This is a genomic window from Arenibacter sp. F26102 (assembly GCF_023015865.1).
Classification (GTDB): Bacteria; Bacteroidota; Bacteroidia; order Flavobacteriales; family Flavobacteriaceae; genus Arenibacter.
The window spans coordinates 290339-310908 of sequence record NZ_JALKBC010000001.1 but is presented as its reverse complement, the minus strand read 5'-3'; the positions used below and the strand labels follow the sequence as shown (position 1 = coordinate 310908).

General features: G+C 39.6%; 20 protein-coding genes. 9 read left to right on the top strand and 11 right to left on the bottom strand.

The window, feature by feature from the left end:
• The first annotated feature begins 1 nt into the window (after position 1).
• Together MWU78_RS01295 and MWU78_RS01290 are read left to right on the top strand one after the other, a co-directional pair.
• The gene (locus tag MWU78_RS01295) at positions 2-253 is read left to right on the top strand and encodes a hypothetical protein (protein WP_246994226.1); all 252 of its coding nucleotides are present in this window, start codon (positions 2-4) and stop codon (positions 251-253) included.
• 93 nt (positions 254-346) lie between these two features.
• Positions 347-541, top strand: coding sequence for a cold shock domain-containing protein (locus MWU78_RS01290; RefSeq protein WP_187582133.1), 195 nt, complete (start codon positions 347-349; stop codon positions 539-541).
• Positions 542-621: 80 nt separating this feature from the next.
• Here the strand turns inward: MWU78_RS01290 and MWU78_RS01285 are convergent, their stop codons facing one another.
• Both MWU78_RS01285 and MWU78_RS01280 read right to left on the bottom strand, forming a co-directional pair.
• Positions 622-1041, bottom strand: a complete 420-nt coding sequence (locus MWU78_RS01285) for a hypothetical protein (RefSeq protein ID WP_246994224.1) — start codon at positions 1039-1041, stop codon at positions 622-624.
• Positions 1042-1116: 75 nt separating this feature from the next.
• Positions 1117-1566 (bottom strand): nucleoside deaminase, encoded by a 450-nt coding sequence (locus MWU78_RS01280; RefSeq protein ID WP_246994222.1) that lies wholly within the window; start codon positions 1564-1566, stop codon positions 1117-1119.
• 152 nt (positions 1567-1718) lie between these two features.
• Between MWU78_RS01280 and MWU78_RS01275 the strand changes: the two genes are divergently transcribed.
• Positions 1719-3497 carry a 1-deoxy-D-xylulose-5-phosphate synthase gene (locus MWU78_RS01275; RefSeq protein ID WP_246994678.1) on the top strand — a complete coding sequence of 593 codons (1779 nt, stop codon included), beginning with the start codon at positions 1719-1721 and terminating at the stop codon, positions 3495-3497.
• Between the two features lies 1 nt (position 3498).
• On the top strand, positions 3499-4611 hold the full coding sequence (locus MWU78_RS01270; RefSeq protein WP_246994220.1) for a DUF3078 domain-containing protein: 1113 nt from the start codon (positions 3499-3501) through the stop codon (positions 4609-4611).
• On the opposite strand, the gene dgt is transcribed toward MWU78_RS01270, so the two are convergent.
• Positions 4608-5951 (bottom strand): dGTP triphosphohydrolase, encoded by a 1344-nt coding sequence (gene dgt / locus MWU78_RS01265; RefSeq protein ID WP_246994218.1) that lies wholly within the window; start codon positions 5949-5951, stop codon positions 4608-4610. The two genes, MWU78_RS01270 and dgt, sit on opposite strands and share 4 nt — an antisense overlap.
• A 332-nt stretch (positions 5952-6283) precedes the next feature.
• On the opposite strand from dgt, the gene MWU78_RS01260 reads away from it, so the two are divergent.
• The 3 genes from MWU78_RS01260 (at position 6284) to MWU78_RS01250 (ending at position 10572) form a co-directional block, all read left to right on the top strand.
• On the top strand, positions 6284-7489 hold the full coding sequence (locus tag MWU78_RS01260; protein ID WP_246994216.1) for a porin: 1206 nt from the start codon (positions 6284-6286) through the stop codon (positions 7487-7489).
• 73 nt (positions 7490-7562) lie between these two features.
• Positions 7563-9833 carry an inorganic phosphate transporter gene (locus MWU78_RS01255; RefSeq protein WP_246994215.1) on the top strand — a complete coding sequence of 757 codons (2271 nt, stop codon included), beginning with the start codon at positions 7563-7565 and terminating at the stop codon, positions 9831-9833.
• 73 nt (positions 9834-9906) lie between these two features.
• Positions 9907-10572 carry a DUF6503 family protein gene (locus MWU78_RS01250; RefSeq protein ID WP_246994214.1) on the top strand — a complete coding sequence of 222 codons (666 nt, stop codon included), beginning with the start codon at positions 9907-9909 and terminating at the stop codon, positions 10570-10572.
• Position 10573: 1 nt separating this feature from the next.
• Here MWU78_RS01250 and nadD read toward each other — a convergent pair whose 3' ends face one another.
• The 6 genes from nadD to MWU78_RS01220 all read right to left on the bottom strand — a co-directional run bounded on the left by nadD (position 10574) and on the right by MWU78_RS01220 (position 15728).
• Positions 10574-11161: a nicotinate (nicotinamide) nucleotide adenylyltransferase gene (nadD, locus tag MWU78_RS01245; RefSeq protein ID WP_246994213.1), complete on the bottom strand. Its 588-nt coding sequence runs from the start codon at positions 11159-11161 to the stop codon at positions 10574-10576.
• An 84-nt stretch (positions 11162-11245) separates the two neighbouring features.
• Positions 11246-11836 (bottom strand): guanylate kinase, encoded by a 591-nt coding sequence (gene gmk, locus MWU78_RS01240; protein ID WP_246994212.1) that lies wholly within the window; start codon positions 11834-11836, stop codon positions 11246-11248.
• Positions 11836-12693 carry a YicC/YloC family endoribonuclease gene (locus tag MWU78_RS01235; RefSeq protein ID WP_246994211.1) on the bottom strand — a complete coding sequence of 286 codons (858 nt, stop codon included), beginning with the start codon at positions 12691-12693 and terminating at the stop codon, positions 11836-11838. Before MWU78_RS01235 ends, gmk begins: the two co-directional genes overlap by 1 nt.
• A gap of 321 nt (positions 12694-13014) precedes the next feature.
• Entirely contained in the window at positions 13015-13839 is an 825-nt protein-coding gene (locus MWU78_RS01230; protein ID WP_246994210.1) for a DUF1080 domain-containing protein, read from the bottom strand.
• A gap of 25 nt (positions 13840-13864) precedes the next feature.
• Entirely contained in the window at positions 13865-14659 is a 795-nt protein-coding gene (locus MWU78_RS01225; protein ID WP_246994209.1) for a DUF1080 domain-containing protein, read from the bottom strand.
• A 16-nt stretch (positions 14660-14675) separates the two neighbouring features.
• A complete protein-coding gene (locus MWU78_RS01220) occupies positions 14676-15728 on the bottom strand; it encodes a sugar phosphate isomerase/epimerase (protein WP_246994207.1) in 1053 nt (350 codons plus the stop codon).
• Positions 15729-15872: 144 nt separating this feature from the next.
• Between MWU78_RS01220 and MWU78_RS01215 the strand changes: the two genes are divergently transcribed.
• Both MWU78_RS01215 and MWU78_RS01210 read left to right on the top strand, forming a co-directional pair.
• On the top strand, positions 15873-17576 hold the full coding sequence (locus tag MWU78_RS01215; protein WP_246994205.1) for a GMC family oxidoreductase: 1704 nt from the start codon (positions 15873-15875) through the stop codon (positions 17574-17576).
• Positions 17577-17637: 61 nt separating this feature from the next.
• Complete coding sequence (locus MWU78_RS01210; protein ID WP_246994203.1) at positions 17638-18099, top strand: ASCH domain-containing protein; 462 nt, start codon at positions 17638-17640, stop codon at positions 18097-18099.
• 72 nt (positions 18100-18171) lie between these two features.
• Here MWU78_RS01210 and MWU78_RS01205 read toward each other — a convergent pair whose 3' ends face one another.
• A complete protein-coding gene (locus MWU78_RS01205; protein ID WP_246994201.1) occupies positions 18172-19308 on the bottom strand; it encodes a Gfo/Idh/MocA family oxidoreductase in 1137 nt (378 codons plus the stop codon).
• Positions 19309-19325: 17 nt separating this feature from the next.
• Positions 19326-20555 (bottom strand): nucleoside permease, encoded by a 1230-nt coding sequence (locus tag MWU78_RS01200; protein WP_246994199.1) that lies wholly within the window; start codon positions 20553-20555, stop codon positions 19326-19328.
• Positions 20556-20570 lie beyond the last annotated feature (15 nt).

The following is a 20570-nucleotide window of genomic DNA, read 5'->3' as shown; positions in this document are numbered from 1 at the left end:
CATGAAGTATATCATCACTTTAATTCTTTTGGCGTCCTTGGCTTCAATTATTTATGGGTTTAACATAAACGAGGAAAATAAGGCCTTATCCGATAAATGTATCGGTTTTGGCACTGTAGGAATTTTTTTGGTGGCCATGCCCCTATTTCTTATTAAAGTCAGTAAAGGCAAAAAAATGAAGGACTATATGCTTACGGAGGAAAACATCAAAAAAATGCAAGACAAGGAAAAGAAAACCTCTGATAATCAGTAATTTTTAATATTTTTTTTAAATCGATTCTATTCAATTTTGCCAAAAAAAACATAAATTAGTAATCTAAACGATTATTATTTTAATTTCATTGCAATGATTGGAACAGTAAAATTTTATAATGAATCCAAGGGATATGGCTTCATTACCAACGACGACACAGGTAAAGACATTTTTGTTCATGCAACTTCATTAAACGGCACTGAACTTAATGAAGGTGACAAAGTAGAATACCAGGAAGAAGAAGGCCGAAAGGGAATAGTTGCTGCACAAGTGCAAGTAATTGGCTAATACAATTTATTTTTAACGAACGGAAAACCTTGGTGAACGCTAGGGTTTTTTGTTTTTGCACCCTAGGTTCATTGTCCGGGCTATTTTTCAAATACAAGAATAAATCCATCTGCACCACTACCGAAAGTAGTACTATTTTGATCTAAGAGCAATTTTGTTTCCCCAACTGTAATTCCACCTATCTCCTTGTCATTTACCACTAAATAAAATTTGTCTTTCTCCTGTAGAACGGAATAGGTATAGGTTGCTGTTGGCAAGCCATTATAGATTGAATTGGACTCGTCATTATTGACCACCATCAAAGTATCGGCCTTGGCATCGAATTCCCAAACGATTTTCCCTTTTTCAAAATCGTCATCAACTCCTGCGAAACCGCCACTTACATTAGTCAGGTTCCAACTCCCTCTTACCAGTACTTCATTTCCGTGGCTATTCTCAGTGGTACAACCCAGTAGAACGAGTAATATTCCCAGTGACAGTATTATACCATGAACCTTCATATTCAAAAAGATTATATATAATTAGACCCATATTCCGTGAAATGGTTGCGTAGTGGAAACTTTTATAAATATTAACTAATTCAAATTGCGTTTTTGAATAAAGAAACGTTTTAGAATTTCAGAGGCTTCCTCTTCCAAAACCCCGCTGAGCAATTCTGTTTTGGGGTGTATTTTGGTTCCCATGGCCACAAAACCCCTTTCCACGTCCTTTGCCGCATAAACAATCTTCGAAATTTGACTCCAATATAAGGCCCCTGCACACATTTGACAGGGCTCCAAGGTGACATAAAGGGTGCAATTGTGAAGATATTTCCCGCCCAAAAAATTGGCCGCCGCGGTTATAGCCTGCATTTCGGCATGTGCAGTAACATCGTTCAATAGTTCCGTTAAATTGTGTGCCCGGGCAATAATCCTATTCTCAACAACTATCACAGCCCCTACGGGAACCTCCCCTTTTTCAAAAGCGGCCTCTGCCTCTTGCAAGGCTTTTTTCATGAAATAAGTATCATCGAACGGATTGATCATATGAAACATTTTAAGGCACAATAGTAACAAATATTGGCGTAGGGACAAAAAAAATACCATTTGTTTAAAATTTCCTTAAAAACCATTAATGATCCCCTAAGAAATGTTCAATTCAACATTTAAATACCTTAGTTTTGCGTAACATTTTAAGTATGCCCAGCGGAATTCTACCACATATTAACGACCCTAAGGATATAAGAACCTTAGAAATAGTGGATTTAATACAACTTGCCCAAGAATTAAGAGGGTTCATAATAGACATTGTTGCCACTAAAGAAGGACATTTAGGGGCTAGCTTGGGAGTTGTGGAATTAACAATAGCCCTACACTATGTTTTTGACACCCCTACCGACAAACTAATTTGGGATGTGGGACATCAGGCCTACGGCCACAAAATACTGACAGGCCGTAGGGAAACATTTAACACCAACAGACAATTAAGGGGCATAAGCGGGTTTCCCAAGCGCTCTGAAAGCCCATATGATGATTTTGGTACCGGACATAGCTCTACTTCCATTTCGGCCATTTTAGGGATGGCTTTGGCCTCACAGTTAAAGGGCGAAAAGAATAGACAGCATATTGCAGTCATTGGTGATGCATCCATTGCAAGTGGTATGGCCTTCGAAGGACTTAACCACGCCGGGGACACCAATGCCAACATCCTTATAATCCTCAATGACAATGCCATTGGAATAGACCCCAGCGTGGGGGCCCTAAAAAAGTACCTAACCAATGTTAAAAAAGGGACCGCAAAAGATGAAAACATATTCGAATGTTTAAATTTTAACTATTCAGGCCCTATGGATGGCCATGATTTGGCCTCCCTAATCAAGGAATTGAATAGGCTAAAATCTATAGAAGGTCCCAAACTGCTGCATATCATAACCACCAAGGGAAAAGGTCTCAGAAAAGCTGAGGAAAATCAAGTAGTGTATCACGCCCCTGGAAAATTCAATAAGGAAACAGGTGACCTTTTACCAAAAAATTCCGAAAAGCAGCCACCGAAGTATCAAGATGTATTTGGACACACCATAGTGGAATTGGCTAAAACAAATAAAAACATTGTAGGTATAACTCCGGCTATGCCCACTGGTAGCTCCTTAAAATACATGATGGAACAATTACCCGACAGGGCATTTGACGTTGGTATTGCGGAACAACATGCGGTAACCATGGCCGGGGGTATGGCAGCGGAAGGACTGGTGCCTTTTTGTAATATATACTCTACTTTTCTGCAACGTGCCTATGACCAGATCATCCACGATGTGGCACTTCAGAATCTTCCGGTAATATTCTGTTTAGACCGTGCAGGTATCGTGGGTCAGGATGGCGCAACACATCATGGCCTCTATGATATGGCCTATTTACGATGTATTCCAAATCTTATTATTTTTGCCCCCATGAACGAAATTGAGCTCAGGGATATTATGTACACAGCTCAACTGGGATTGGGACAACCTATAGCAATAAGGTATCCAAGAGGGAGAGGCGTAATCCTGGATTGGAAACAGGATTTTAATAAAATACCGATAGGAATTGCACAAGAATTAAAAAAAGGAACGAAAATTGCGGTACTTTCGATCGGTCATATTGGGAATATGGTGGGCAGTTTGCTGAAAAGCCTTAAAGACAATAACCTTATTGGTCATTACAACATGCGATTTGTAAAACCTTTGGACACTGTTATGTTGAACAAAATATTCTCTACCTATGAGCAGGTCATCACCATAGAGGATGGTTGCAAAATAGGTGGATTCGGAAGTGCAATTTTGGAATATGCAAACGAGATCCATAGTTTTGTTCCCATTAAAATTTTTGGTGTGGAAGATGTTTTTATTGAGCAGGGAACAGTGGAAGAGCTCCAAAAAATGGCTAAAATAGATATATCGACCTTAAAAAATTATATTAACAACCTTTTGAATTCTGATTAGCATGTACGGTAAAATTTTCATTATTGTCCTTCTGTTTCTAAATTTTAATTTTTTATTTGCCCAAGATACTATACCTGCACCACAAGCTCCGGATTCCACCCAAGTGGATTCCATGCGTATAGATACCATTGTAATAAGGACCTTGCAGGACAAAATAAAATATATTCCCCGGGGTGCGGACCTAACCAACCCTGTTGTTTCCTTTAAGCGCACCAAACCTTTGGAAGAAAAATACAGGCGGTTCAGTATTCCTTCATTCTGGGAAAAGGAGAATAAACTTGGATTTAATTTTAGTGAGGTAGCCTTTGTAAACTGGAATGCAGGGGGAAACAATTCCATTTCCGGTTTGGCCAGCGCTAAATTTGTTCGAAATTATAAATTTCGATACGTTCAATTAAACAACAATTTGGATATCCGATATGGCCTTAATGCCCAGGAAGGATTTAAATTAAGGAAGTCCGATGACGCACTGCGGTTTTCCTCCACCTTTGCCTTTAGAAGGGACACCATAAGCAATTGGTATTATTCTGCCAGCGCCGAATTTAGAACACAGTTCTCCAATGGTTACAAATACCCCAATCGGGATAAACCAATTTCTAGATTTATGGCTCCAGGCTATGCCCTATTGGGAGCTGGTACATCCTATATTCCAGAAGGTAAGAAATTCAACCTGCGTCTGGCCCCGCTTACTTTCAAATCTACCTTTGTATTGGACCAAACCTTAGCAAACGGTGGTGCATTTGGAGTTCAAAAAGCACTGGTAGATACGGATGGCAATATCATAAAGGAGGGCGAAAACGTTTATCTCGAATTCGGTTTTCTGGTCTCCAATAGTTGGGAAACTGTAGTTTATGATAATGTGAAATTAAATCATAGACTACAATTATACTCGGACTACGTGAAGAATTTTGGAAATATTGATGTGGACTGGGAATTAAACTTGGACCTAACAGTAAACAAATACGTAAAGGCCTCCATAGGCACCCATGTTCTATATGACCACGATATTATATTCGACGAGGTAAAAGCCACAGACGGAACCGTTACTACCCCGGGTAAACGCAAAATTCAATTTAAACAATTACTGGGGGTTGGTCTGGTATATGACTTCTAAAGCTGTCTTCCCATAATTTTATTATGGATATGCACTGCTGCACTATCCGATAAACTGGCTACATAACAGCAGGTATTCAAGAGAATGGGATATATAGAATCTGTAGTTTCCCTATAGGATTCGGGCAATGTAGAAATCATTAATCGGTCGTAATTGGAACTGTTTCCCTCCTTTTCCCGGATCAAAGCCGTGGTGTACACATCCAAAATATCCGAGATTATCTTATAACCGGCTATTTCTTTTTCAATTACTTCTTGGGACTGATATATCTTCTGCACACTTAATTTAAGAATGTCCTCGATTTGTGCCTTGAACTTACTTTTTTCCATTAAGGAAACCGAGAATTCCCCTTTTAAGATAGCTTCCTCGTTTTCAATAAAAATGGCAATGGCATCCGAAATCAAGGTATTGATAGCCAAAGCCCTTAAATAGCTCAGTCGATCTTCCATATAGACCAACTCATTATACTTTTTTATATTGATACTGTCCTTTACCAACTTAATTAAGTATTCCAAAGCATAATCCTCTGAAATAAGCCCTAAATTGATTCCGTCCTCAAAATCTATAATAGTATAACAAATATCATCCGCAGCCTCCACCAAGAAGGTAAGTGGGTGTCGACAAAAACCTACATCCTCTCCTTTGCCCCTTGATTCCAATCCCAATTCCAAGGCTAATTCCTTAAAAGAAACAACGTCTTGCTGAAAAAACCCAAATTTCTTATCCGCAATATGCCTTGTAGGTCTTTTGGGCAATGATTCCTTTGGGTATTTCATAAAAGCGCCTAGTGTGGCATAACTTAGTCGCAATCCACCTTCTACTCCTTTTCGGGTCTCCGTTAACAACTTATAACCATTGGCATTGCCTTCGAAATCTATAATATCCTGATATTCCTTTTGAGTCAAGACTTCCTTGAATTGTTGGCCTTTTCCCGTTTTAAAATATTCCCCAATAGCCTTTTCACCGCTATGCCCAAAGGGAGGATTTCCTATATCATGGGCCAATGCTGCAGCGGCCACTATGGCCCCAAAATCATTAAACCTATATCCATGTACCTCACTAAGATAGGGATGTCTTTCCAAAATTTTCTTTCCGGCAATCCTACCGAGGCTTCTCCCCACTACAGAGACTTCCAAGCTATGGGTAAGTCGGGTATGGACAAAATCGGTTTTGGACAAGGGTATTACCTGGGTCTTGTCCTGTAGACTCCTAAAGGCTGCAGAAAATATCACCCTATCATAATCCACTTCAAAACCCAATCGAGTTTCATCCTGTTCCTTTCTTATTCTTTTGTGGGTATCACCAAAGCGTTTTAATGATAGAAGTTGTTCCCAATTCATGTTCTAAATTTAATTGCCGCAAGATACATTTTTAGAAATTCAACACATAATAAAACCCTTGCACACATTCCAGATCCCAAAATCATCAGCCTAAATTTTAACAATAAGTTAAACTTAAGATTACAATGGACTTATTAGTATTCACCATCTTAGCACTTGTCTTAAGACTACTTTGGTTTCATTTTAACTATTAGTTTTTGTCGACTATTGATTTGAAATCGAAAGCTACCTCTGGCCAAGGTAGCTTTTTTATTTAAAGTAATATTGTTTCTAAGTTAACATTAAATTAACACATATGTTGGTTCTTTGTGCTCGACAAAAACTAATATATTATGAAAATGAAATGCTTAGCCATTGGGCTAATAATGTGCTCATTTTTAACATCTTATTCCCAAGAAACCAATGCCCCCGAATTTGGCAAGGGTCTTTTTAATTTAATGGGCAAGGATAGTACATGGAGTGCAAAGATTGCTGCTAGAATGCAATTTTTGAGTAGCACAACTTGGACGGAAAATTCGAACGGAGATTTTACCGACCCTCATTTTAATGCGCTGATCAGAAGGGCAAGGTTAAAATTTGATGGATTTGTCTATTCCCCTAAACTTAGTTACAAACTTGAATTGGGTTTATCCAATCGGGATATTTCCGGTGGCTCCCAATACACAAGCGACGCTCCACGATATATATTGGATGCGGTAGTAATGTGGAATTTTTATCAAAATTTTGAACTTTGGGTAGGCCAAACCAAACTCCCTGGCAACATGGAACGTGTTATTTCCTCCGGAAACCTTCAAATGGTAGATCGCTCCTTGTTGAATGGCCAGTTTACCTTGGACAGGGACATGGGCATACAGCTTAGACACTTCTCCAACCTATCGGATACATTTTTAATAAGGGAAATAATCTCCATTTCTCAAGGTGAAGGTAGAAACGTCACCACTGGAAACTTAGGTGGGCATCAGTACAGCGGACGTTTGGAATTACTTCCATTTGGTGAATTCAAGGGCGGTGACGAATACAGCGGTGCCGATTTAAAAAGGGAAAAATCCCCAAAACTAATGTTGGCAGCTACTTACAACTTAAATCTTAATGCTGTAAAGACCAGAGGTAGCCAAGGAAATTATATGGTAACCGATTACGGATTTCACAAAACCAACATAAACACCCTGTTCTTGGATGCCATGTTTAAATACAACGGATTCTCCTTCATGGCAGAATACGCCCACAGGGATGCCGATGACCCATTTGCCAGAAATATAGACGGCTCCCTGACCGGGGATGTGGTTCAAGTGGGGCATGGATTAAATCTGCAAACAGGATATCTTTTTAACAACAATTTGGAGATTTCGGGGAGATACACAAACGTAGAATTAAACAACAATATTACTGGTGAAAATCCAGAAAATCAATATACCTTGGGGCTTTCCAAATATATTGTTGGCCACAAATTAAAGGTGCAAACAGATATTAGTTATCTTTCTGTTGGGAATGGCCCTGATGAATTGATGTATAGACTACAACTGGACGTGCATTTTTAGCAAAAAATATAACCTTAAGATAACGTTACGAACCTAGAGACTTTAGATATTTGCAAACTATTTTTATAAGATAATGGACAATTTATATTTATTAATGATTATTGCACTTGCCTTCTTGGCAATAGCAGATTTAGTAGTTGGAGTTAGTAATGACGCCGTAAACTTTTTAAATTCCGCGATTGGCTCCAAAGCCATTTCCTTTAGGACTATAATGATCGTGGCCAGTTTGGGTATAGCCATAGGTGCCATTTTTTCCAGTGGTATGATGGAGGTCGCCAGAAAGGGTATCTTTCATCCCGGTGAGTTCATGTTCAGCGAGATTATGATAATTTTCATGGCGGTTATGATAACCGACATCTTGTTATTGGATTTTTTCAATACAGTCGGGATGCCTACCTCTACAACAGTATCCATTGTTTTTGAACTTTTGGGGGCCTCGGTCGCCATGTCCTTTATTAAAATAGCCTCAAGTGGGGGTGATTATATTGATATTTACAATTATATAAACACTTCAAAGGCTACAGAAATTATTTTGGGCATTTTGCTATCCGTTGTAATTGCCTTTTCCATAGGAGCCTTGGTGCAATATCTCTCCCGTATTCTACTGTCTTTCGACTTTAGAAAAAAGGCTAAGATCATTGGAGCCCTCTTCGGAGGTATTGCCTTGACAGCGATCACCTATTTCATCCTAATTAAAGGTCTAAAAGGTGCCACTTTCGTAAGTGAAGATGTTCTTGATTATATTAAAAACAATACCGGAACCATTATTATAGGAAGCTTAGTGCTTTGGACCATGCTCTCTTATATTATTTCGGTGGTATTGAAATACGACGTTTATAAACTTATTATCATAGTAGGAACATTTGCCTTGGCACTTGCTTTTGCCGGGAACGACCTGGTTAACTTTATAGGAGTCCCAATTGCCGCATGGCAGTCTTTTGAAGCCTGGCAGGCCTCCGGTATTCCAGCAAATGAATTTAGTATGACCGTATTGGCCGAAAAGGTCCCTACCCCTACTGTTTTATTGTTCTTAGCGGGAATGGTCATGGTTCTTACCCTATGGTTTTCCAAAAAAGCACGTTATGTAACCCAAACAGAAATTAACCTATCCAGGGAAGGTGAATCCAAGGAACGCTTTCAGCCAAATTTCCTGTCCAGAGGAATCGTAAGATCGGCCATGATGCTATCCTCGGTTACATCAGCGATTTTACCAAAATCATTACAGGAAAGAATAGATTCCAACTTTAAAAAGCCCGTTATATCCCTTTCCAAGGATAAAACTTTTGAAATGCCAGCTTTTGATATGGTAAGGGCTTCTGTTAATTTAATGGTTGCCGGTATATTGATTTCCTTGGCCACATCTTACAAATTACCGTTGTCTACCACATATGTTACTTTCATGGTCGCAATGGGTTCATCTTTGGCCGATAGGGCTTGGGGGGCAGAAAGTGCAGTTTACCGAGTTGCAGGGGTATTGAATGTTATTGGAGGTTGGTTCTTTACGGCCATTATCGCCTTTGTCTCTGCCGCCGTCATTGTTTCCCTTATCAATATCCATGTTCCGTCCATGGTCGCTGTATTATTATTGCTTGCGGTGTTATTGCTTGTAAGAAACTACATTTCACACAACAAAAAATCCAAGGAAATAAAAGCGGAAGATAGTCTAAGAAAAGCCGAAAGCAGCTCTATCCAAGGGGTGATCGAGGAAAGTGCGGACAATATTTCCAACGTTGCAAAAAGAAGCAATAAAATATACACCAACATCATAGATGGCCTTGCAAAGCAAGATTTGGAGCTTCTGAAAAAGAATAAAAAGGGTGTTGGTAAACTCTCCGATGAAATAGATGAATTAAGGGATCATATTTTCTATTTTATAAAGAATTTGGATGATGCCAGTGTAGGCGCAAGTAATCTATATATAACCATATTAGGGTATTTGCAGGATATGGCGCAATCTTTGGAATATCTAAACAAAATAAGCCATAAGCACATCCACAATAATCATAAAAAACTAAAATATAACCAGATAAAAGAGCTAAAGGAAATAGATCTTGAATTACAAAAATTGCTAAGTGCTACAAAAGCGGCTTTTGAAACTCGATCCTTTAATCGTATTGGTATCATTTTTGCCAGCAAAGAAGAACTCTTGGATATGGTTTCACAAAAAATTGAAAAACAAATAGCGAGGACACGTACAGAAGAATCCAGTCCAAAAAATACCACCTTGTACTTTACCTTTCTTTTGGAGACCAAAGATTTCATCAACGCCACTATGAATCTTTTGGAACTTTACTACAAGGAGCATGATAGTACGGTTAAACCTGCAAAATTGGAGGCACAATAAGGTCAATGACAATATAACGATTGAATGAAGTACCTATTCCTGATTATATATTTTGACTCATACCACATGTGGTATGAGTCAATACTTAACAGGTTTTGAACTTCTGGAAAAAGCTATTGCCCATCATGATCCCAACGGCAATTGGGATACTTTTAAAGGGACTTTTACGGTAAGTATGGAATCCCCAAAAGGGGATAAAAGAATAAGTAGCATAGCAATTGATCTGCCCGCCTCCAAATTTAAATTGACGACAAATAAGGAGGGTAAGCTCATAGAACAAACTATGCTTAACGGTAATTGCCTATTAACCCTCAATGGAAATGCAGATATTTCAGATGCCGATAAAGCAGCCCATAATATCTCTTGTGAACGGACCAAAAAGATGAAGGACTATTACACCTATCTCTATGGCCTACCCATGAAATTAAAAGATCCTGGAACCATTATTGAGTCCCGTGCAGAAACCAAAACTTTCAAAAACAAGGAGTATTTAAGACTAAAAGTGACATACACCCAAGAAGTTGGTACAGATACTTGGTATTTTTATTTTGACCCTAGGACATATACCATGGAAATCTATCAGTTTTTCCATGATGAATCCAAAAATGACGGCGAATACATTATACTTTCGGGCGTAGAGATTATAAGCGGCATTAAAATGCCGAAGACCAGGGCATGGTACTACAATAAAAACGATCAATATTTAGGAACGGATGTCTTAGATAAAAACACCAATTAAATTATCTATAAAAATTCATTTCATCCATATACTTCCAAACGCTTTCTGGCAGCAAGGGTCTCACATTTTTGCCCAATTTATGTTGCGCCCTTATGAAAGTAGATGATATTTCCATGATTGGGGCGGCAACGTGCTGTATCTTTGGATGGTCCTTAAAGCTGTGATCTACTTTTCCTTCAGAAATCCTAGGGTAGACATAAATGGTATGATTTTCCAGAATAACCTCATAGTTCTTCCATTTGTGCAAGCCTTTTAAATTGTCCTCCCCCATAATCAAACAGAAATCATGATCAACATCATATTTTTCCTGTAAATAAGCTAGGGTAGTCACTGTATAATTAGGTTGGGGAAGATCAAACTCTATTTTACTCGGTTTCAATTTGGGATAATCCTGAGTAGCCTCTACTACCAACTGATAACGGTGATGATTGTCCAGTAGGGTCTTTTTGGTTTTAAAGGGACTTTGAGGCGTTACCACGAACCAGACTTCGTCCAGGTCGGAAAATTCCACCATATGATTGGCAATCACCAAATGCCCAATATGAATTGGATTAAAAGTGCCGAAATAAAGTCCTATTTTTTTATTCATGCGAAACTTGATTCAGCATCATTTTTCAATGAATTATTCTAATTTTTAATTTGGCGAAATAGACTTGTTGCGATTAATATAAGCTTAAATTTTATTCTTCAATTCAATGCCTATAAAATCCGCTACCAATTTATGTGCCTCGTTTAGGGCTGTGTCCAAATCATAATTCTTTATAACTGTATCAAATTGCGGGGCAGTGGCCAATTCAACCGAGGCCTTGGCTATTCGCATATTTATTTTATCCTCCGATTCCGTACTGCGCTTTTTCAGCCTAATTTTAAGTTCATCCACACTCGGAGGCTTTACAAAAACGGCTAGTGTCTGCTCTGGAAACTTCTTTTTTATTCGTAAACCTCCCACAACATCAATATCAAAGATTACATTCTTCCCCTCGGCCCAAAGCCGGTCTACCTCACTTTTTAAAGTCCCGTAGAAATTATCCCTATAGACCTCCTCCCATTCAAGAAAGTCATCATCTTTAATATGTTTCTTAAATTCGGACAAGCTCATAAAATAATAGTGCTCGCCATGCTTTTCCTTTCCGCGCCTGGGCCTGGAAGTAGCAGAAATTGAGAACGCCAAATTGAGCTCGGGCTGGTTTAATAGATGTTTGACTATGGTTGTTTTTCCACTACCTGAAGGGGCAGAAAAAATTATTAGTTTTCCTCCTTTCATTATAAAACATTAAGCATTTGTTCTTTGATCTTTTCCAATTCGTCCTTCATCTGCACCACTAGCTGCTGCATAGGGGCAAAATTTGCCTTGGAACCAATGGTATTGATCTCCCGTCCAATTTCCTGACTAATGAATCCCAGTTTCTTCCCGTTGGAGTCATCAGATTTCAGCGTACTGGCAAAATAATCCAAGTGATTTAGCAAACGGACTTTTTCCTCGGTAATATCATACTTCTCAAGATAATAAATAAGCTCTTGCTCAAAGCGATTGGTATCCAGGTTGGTCTTAAGGTCCGCAACAGCCTTTTCCAGCCGCTCCCTTATCGTTAAAAGCCTATCTGGGTCCATTTGTGCTACCTTGCTCAATAAATCCTTTAAAACGTCTATTCTGGCTTCAAAATCGGCCTCCAATACCTTTCCCTCTTCAGTTCTAAAAATATTTATTTCCTTAAGCGCTTCCTCCAGTGCCTCCTTTATCACCTTATATTCCTCCTCATCAATATCTTCACGTTCAGTCTTCATCGTATCGGGCATGCGCATAGCTATTTCCAAAAGGCCCATTTCATTCCCAGAAACAATATGTCCCAATTGCTTCATATATTGCCTTACCACCACTTCGTTGACTTCGGAGGAAGTCTCAGCTCCAGTATTTTCAATATAGAGACTAAAATCTATTTTCCCTCTAACCAAAGACCCGGCAATGGTCCTGCGCAATTCCAATTCCTTTTCCCTATAAGTGGAGGGTATTCTGGCATTTAAATCAAGACTTTTACTGTTTAGCGATTTAATTTCAATGGTAATTTTTTTTGAAGGAAGTTGAACAACGTGCTTCCCAAACCCTGTCATTGATTGGATCATAATTATTTTTAAATTTTGTCAAAGGTAAATAAAATTGGGATTTGTATTCTTAGACGTTCGAGACCGGTGAAAAGTCATTGGTAAACGTACTTTAATCCTATTTTTGATCGCCTCCCTAATTGGATAGATTCCCACTATTTAATTGTTTCCCATTATTGCCAAAATCAACTTACTATTGGCGCTCGCAGCTAAATATACCTACAAACGCAGACGCAACCAGAAAAAAAACGGAAACAACCAAGGCACACGAGAAAGAAGAGAGAAATGAAATAATTAATAGCAGACCGGGCGCTATGGCTCCATGGAAAAAAACGATTCCATCTAAAGCTCCCTCACCCAAATATTCCTATAACTAACCCTACTATTGTCCCCATGGTCCTGCAATTTTACAGGACCCTTGCCGTGGGCTGGGTTCTTGGGCCAGCCTATATAAGGTGTGGTTCCCTTAATTTCAACATTGTCCTGTAACAGGATACCATTATGCATAACCGTTACTGTTCCTGACTTAATTTTATTGCCATCCTCGTCAAACTCTGGCGCATGATAAATGATATCATAGGTGTTCCATTCCCCCGTTGGCACGGAGGCCATGGCTAGAGGCGTGTGTTGTTTGTAAATGGAACCCACCTGACCATTTACATAGGTATCGTTATCGTTATTGTCCAAGATCTGCACCTCGTACAAGCCCTGCAGAAAAACACCACTATTTCCCCTACTTTGTCCTTTTCCTTGTATTTCTGATGGAGATTTCCATTCCAAATGCAATTGCATGCTACCAAAATTTTGAACAGTTTGTATATCCCCAGTCTTGTTGTTGACCGTCATACTACCGTCATTATTTACAATCCACTTGGCTGCTGTACTATCCCTGGAAGAGATCCAGTTATCCAAATTCCCTCCATTAAAGAGTACAATAGCATCACTTGGAGCCCCTTTAATGGGGTCTTGCGGATTCACTACAGGTGGCACCGGCTCATTAAATTCGGTTTCCTCCGGAGTAGTAGGTTCTGTCCCAGAGTATTCCCCGTGAACTAATGTACCTTCCTCAATTGCCTCCAATTCTTTTGGCTCCAAGGTATCCACGGTGACTTTTTCCTTACAGGCGAAGACCAAAATCAATACAAAAGCGAAATATATAAATCTCATTTTCATAAACTTATCCAATAGTGAATTAATCCAATGATTTTATCTTAATATTTCTGAAGGACACTATGTCCCCGTGATCCTGTAATCCTATTCTTCCGGTTCTATACTTTCCAAAATGTTCCGATCCCTTAAATTTAGACTTGTCGACCATAGCCTCCCATTCCTCTCCATGTACCGGGAAAGCAGCCACTTCCGTACCATTCAACACCACATTCCCATTATTGGTTTTATGGTTTACTGTGATAACACAGGTATTCCATTCCCCAACCGGTTTGGTAACATCCTCACTAGGACCAACCATATCGTACAAAGCCCCTGCCTGTCTTACGGGTCCATTTTTTGCGTCAGGGTGTTTTTCATTATCCAATACTTGTATTTCGGGTCCGGAATGGTAGGCCTCAGGCAGACTTTCCACTTCCTTAACGCCCCAGAATATACCGCTGTTGCCCCCCTCCGAGATTTTCCAATCAATGGACAGTACAAAACTGGTAAAGTCTTCCTTGGTCACTAAGTTATATTTCTCACCTTTCTTGCGCTCTTTTGGCGGATAGTATACCATGGCTCCATCCTCAATTTTCCAGGCATCCCCAACACCATCTTCCAAATACCTTTTCCAGGCATCGAAGTTGGTCCCGTCAAAAAGTACCTGCCATTCTCCATCAACTGGAGCTGGTGGGGGTGCGGGTACTTGCTGGGAATTACTTACTGACCCTGAATTAGTCATGGGATCCGAATCCACATCCATATTCTTTTTATCCGTTTTATCCTTACAGCCGATTACCATAACAGCTATCAATGCGCTAAATATTAATTTTTTCATCTTCTTATTTATGGAATTAAAGTCCTAATATCTTTTTCAATACTGTTTTATCTATAGCCGCCCCCGCAAAATCGTCAAAGGTTTTCTCTGTGGCTTCAATGATATGGTCCTGAATAAATTTGGCTCCTTCCCTAGCCCCTTGTTCCGGACTTTTTATACAGCATTCCCATTCCATTACCGCCCAAACATCACAACCATACTGTGTTAATTTAGAGAAAATGGTTTTAAAATCTATCTGTCCGTCACCAAGTGAACGATATCTTCCTGCCCTGTCGCCCCAATCATTAAATCCACCAAAGGCACCCTTTTTTCCCGTTGGGTTAAATTCGGAATCCTTAACGTGAAAAGACTTTATGAATTCATGGTAATGGTCTATATAGGCAATATAATCCAATTGCTGAAGTACAAAATGACTAGGATCGTACAAAATATTAACTCGTTTATGGTTACCGGTAGCAGCCAAAAAACGTTCAAAAGTGTCCCCGTCGTGAAGATCTTCACCTGGATGAATTTCATAGCATACATCAACACCTTCCTTGTCAAAATGATTTAGGATTGGCAACCATCTTTTGGCCAGCTCCTCAAAGCCCATTTCTACCAATCCGGCGGGTCTCTGAGGCCAAGGGTGGGCCGTGTGCCATAATAAGGAACCAGAGAAAGTTGCATGTGCGTTTAGTCCGAGTCTACGACTCGCTGTCGCTCCCTTTTTAACAACATCAATGGCCCATTGGGTACGTGCCTTTGGGTTGTTCTTCACCTTGTCCGGCGCAAAATTATCGAACATTAGATCATAGGCAGGGTTCACAGCCACCAATTGTCCTTGTAAGTGCGTGGACAACTCTGTAATTTCCAGTCCATAGGAATTTATCTTTCCTTTTAATTCATCACAGTAGGTCTGACTCTCGGCAGCTTTATCCAAATCGATAAGAAAATCTACCCAAGTAGGTATTTGTATTCCCTTATATCCCAAATCGGCTGCCCATTTACACATGCCATCCAATGAATTGAATGGTGCTTTTTCATCAACAAATTGTGCTAAAAATACTGCCGGCCCTTTAATTGTCTTCATTTTGATTTTTTATTAAGTGTAATTGAAAATAACCTTTGTTAACATTTAGGATAAAAATCCTATATTTAAAGTTTGTAGCATATACCTACAATTGCGAAGTCATAAATATAGGAAAAGCATCAGAATTAAAACAAGAAATATAGAATGAATCAGAGTGAAATGTTTGATGCCATTGTTGTAGGTACTGGTATAAGTGGAGGTTGGGCAGCTAAAGAACTTTGTGAGAATGGGTTAAAGACTTTGGTGCTGGAAAGAGGACCAATGGTAAAGCATATAAAGGATTACCCCACAATGAACGACGATCCATGGGATTATCCATTAAAAGGTAAATTATCCAAATCGGATAAGGAAAAATATCACATACAAAGTAGGTTGAATTGGGCACCAGATGAGAGCAATAAGCATTTCTTTGTGAACGATTTGGAGCATCCCTATGTTCAAACCAAACGATTCGATTGGATAAGAGGATATCAGGTAGGCGGTCGTTCCTTAACCTGGGGCAGACAGAGTTACCGTTGGAGTGATATTGACTTTGAAGCCAATAAAAAAGAGGGCATCAGTGTTGATTGGCCTGTTAGATATAAGGACATTTCGCCGTGGTATGACAAGGTTGAAGAATATATAGGGGTCAGTGGTCAAGCCCTTGGGCTAAAACAATTGCCAGATGGCAAATTTCAACCCCCCATGAAATTGAATTGTGTAGAAGAAGACTTTCAAAAATCTATCGAAGAAAAATTTGATGATGGTCGTTTAGTGACCATTGGTCGTACGGCACACATTACCGATCCAAATGCAGATTTTGAAGGTCGTGGAGTGTGTCAAAATCGAGATAGATGCTGGCGTGGCTGCCCTTTCGGAGGCTATTTTAGCAGCAATTCATCCACTTTGCCGGCCGCAGAAAGAACAGGTAATATGACGCTCAGACCCAATTCCATTGTTTACGAAGTCGTCTATGATGATAAATCAAAAAGAGCGACCGGAGTAAAAATCATAGATGCGGAGACCAACGAAAAAATTGAGTTCAAGGCACGTATTATTTTTCTTTGTGCTTCAGCCATGGCTAGCGTAGGTATATTATTGCAATCAAAAAGTGAACGCTTCCCGAACGGTCTTGGAAATGACTCTGATGCTTTGGGCAGAGGGATTATGGACCATCATTATAAATTAGGGGCTACCGCCAAGGTAGATGGGTATTTGGACAAATATTATAAAGGTCGCCGTGCCAATGGTTTCTATATTCCCCGCTTCGTAAATATGGACGAAAAGACCAAACGTGATGGGTATATTCGAGGATTCGGATTTCAAGGTACGGCCAGTAGAGGGGATTGGTCGGAAGCCATTGGGGAGTTGGGATTTGGAAAAGAACTCAAAGAAAGCATTCTAAAGCCCGGTCATTGGACAATTGGTGTCACCGGATTTGGAGAATTCCTGCCATATGACGATAACAGGGTTACCTTAAGCCCTACTGAAAAAGATAAATGGGGACTACCACAATTGGCATTTGATGTTGAGTTCAAGGAGAACGAGTTGAATATGCGCAAGGATATCAAAAAAGTTATTGTAGAAATGTTTGAAGCTGCAGGATTTAAAGACGTGCAATCCTATGAGGAACCTTCCGGCCCAGGATTGGGAATACATGAAATGGGCGGTGCCCGCATGGGACATGACCCCAAAACTTCAATCTTGAATAAAAATAATCAGGTGCATCTGGTTCCCAATGTATATGTCACCGATGGTGCTTTTATGACCTCCTCCAATTGTGTAAATCCGTCATTGACTTATATGGCATTTACGGCTAGGGCGGCAAATCATGCAACCAAACAACTGAAAGCGGGGAAATTTTCATAACATCTTTCGAGAAATAATTAATGTATTTTAACGTTACTGTTAAAACTTAGACCTAATTAGAATGGACAATGCTTCGGCTAGAAATATGTGGGGTGATTTTTTGGACGCCCACTTGGAATTTGCTTTTGAAGAAGCGCCTAAAGTGTTTCACTTTAGCGACAATGAACAAGATGCAGACCACGTAGTGAATCTAGTTATCAAAAACCTTAAGAAATCGGCCTCCTTTTCCCTATTGGGCCTTCAAAACAGAAAAGAGCCACTCCCTAAAATAGGTGCATTTATGGTCATTACAGATTGGAACGGCAAAGCCAAGTGCATCATAAGGACTACCGCTGTAAAATTGAAGCCATTTTTTAGTATTACCAAAGAGTATGTACAATTGGAAGGCTTAGGTGACAAAAGTCTGGAGCACTGGAAAAAATACCATTGGGATTATTTCACCCGTGAATTGGCCCCTTACGAACGTGTTCCCAGAGATAGTATGATAGTAGTTTGTGTAGAATTCGAAAAGGTTTACGGATAAACCCGGCGACTTAAAAATTATAATAAGAAATGGCCGCAATTGCGGCCATTTCTATATCAAATTCATCTTAACTTATTTCAAATCGATCCAAACGTTGCCTTTTTTGTTGGACTCTACAGTGCTTTCAATAAAATCCAGACCGCGAACACCGTCCAGCATGGTCGGGAATTCACCATCGTTATATTTTTCCCCACGAATTGCCCTTGCAACACCTAAATAGATATTGGCCATGGAATCAAAAATTCCTTCAGGATGCCCTGGAGGCAATTTAGTTCCAGCCAAGGATAACTTGGAATTATACGCATGTCCAGGTTTGAAGACCTGAAGAGGTTTATCATCGCTCAATACATACAGATAATTGGGATTCTCCTGCTCCCATCTAAGTCCACCCTTCTCACCATAAATAGCTATGGTAAGTCCGTTTTCTTCTCCTGTAGCCACCTGACTGGAGCGAATAACCCCTTTCACGTGCTTGTCCATACGGATCAATACCGTACCATCCACATCCATTTGGTTATCCTCGTACAAATAGTTGAAATCTGCCAATATAGATTTTATGGTCAAACCGGTTGTATATTCGATCATATTAAAGGCATGCACCCCAATATCGCCCATACAAGAACTGATTCCAGCCTTTTTAGGGTCTAACCTCCATACCGTTGAACGCTTAGCCTTGTCATGGATAATAGAGTTGATCCAACCTTGGTAATAGGCCGCATCTACCTTATGTATTTTGCCAATGGCTCCTGCCTTGATCATCTCCCTCATTTGCCTAACCATAGGATACCCTGTATAAGTGTGGGTAACCGCAAAAACGGTTTTGGCCTTTTCCAAAGTTGCCTGTAATATTTTTGCCTCTTCATAAGTAGTTGTCATTGGCTTTTCACAAATAACATGAAAACCGTTTTCCAACAGCTTTTTGGCCATGGGAAAATGCAAAAAGTTAGGGGTAAGTACCGAACATACCTGAATGCGCTCTTCCTTTGGTAGTTTTAATTCCTCTTCCACCAAGGTATCAAAATCCTTATAAATCCTATTGGTAGGCACATCTATTTCCTTTGCAAAAGCAACATTCGCTTCAAACTCCGGGTTAAAAACTGCGCCAACAATTTCATAATTGTCATTAATTTGGGATGCCACTCGGTGCAAAACCCCAATAAGAGAGTCTCCTCCGCCCCCTAAAATTCCTAGTTTAATTTTCTTGCTCATAATCTATTTATTCCAAATTACTCTTTATATTCTACTTCTTCGTTTTTAAAAAATATTGCGAAAAGGACCATAGCCCCAAATGCAAAAATAGCAGGAAATGTCCAGATATCTGTCCAGCTGTGAACACCTTCACTTAGCAAATAACTATCGGTTATTTTACCGGCAACCCAAAAACCTATCAGCATTCCAACGCCATATGTAGCCAAGGTTATCAATCCTTGGGCAGCGCTTTTAAATTTATCCCCCGCCTTGGAATCCGTATAGATCTGTCCGGAAACAAAGAAAAAATCATAACAAATTCCGTGAAGTGCTATACCCAAAATTAACATGAAAGCCAGATCTCCAGAATTTCCATAAGCAAAAAGGAGATATCTTATCGTCCATGCCAGCATCCCGGCAATCAAGGTATTTTTAAATCCGAATTTCTTAAAAAAATATGGCAACAACAACATAAATAAAACTTCCGAACCTTGGCCAATTGTCATTTTACCTGTTGGATTTTCCATTCCGATCTCTGATAAAAACGGATTGGCATTTTGGTAATAAAAAGCCAAGGGAATACATATTAAAATTGATGAAATAAAGAAAATCAAAAAATTTCTATCCTTCAAGAGTTTCAGGGCATCCAGTCCCAAAATGCTCGAGATTGATACCTTTTCGTCCGTTTTGACCTTTGGTGGTGTCTTGGGCAACGTAAAACTAAATAGGCCTAGAACGGCAGAAGCTATCGCTACCATTAAAAAAGTATTTTTTAATAGGCCTTCCCCTCTTGAGGCTTCGGAATCCCAAAGGAATACATAACTAATTATTAATCCGGCCACAATCCAACCTATAGTACCAAAAACTCTCACAAAAGAAAATTCCTTGGCTGGATTTTTCATCTGACTAAAGGATATTGAATTCACTAGGGCCAAAGTGGGCATATAAAGTATCATATATCCAAGCACATAGGGATAGAATCCGGCAAAGTCTACCGCTGTATACATCTGATACATCATAACGGCACCTAAAAGATGTAATACTCCCAAAATGCGCTCGGCATTAAAATATCTATCGGCAATCAATCCAATAATAAAAGGAGCAATAATTGCTCCCCAGGATTGCGTTGAATACGCCATAGCCGATTCTGCTCCTGTAGCCTTTAAGTTTTGCCCCAAAAATGTACCAAGTGTCACGAACCAACCTCCCCAAATAAAGAATTCGAGGAACATCATTAAAGACAATTGTACTTTGGTTTTTACATTCACGGTTCAGCGGGTATA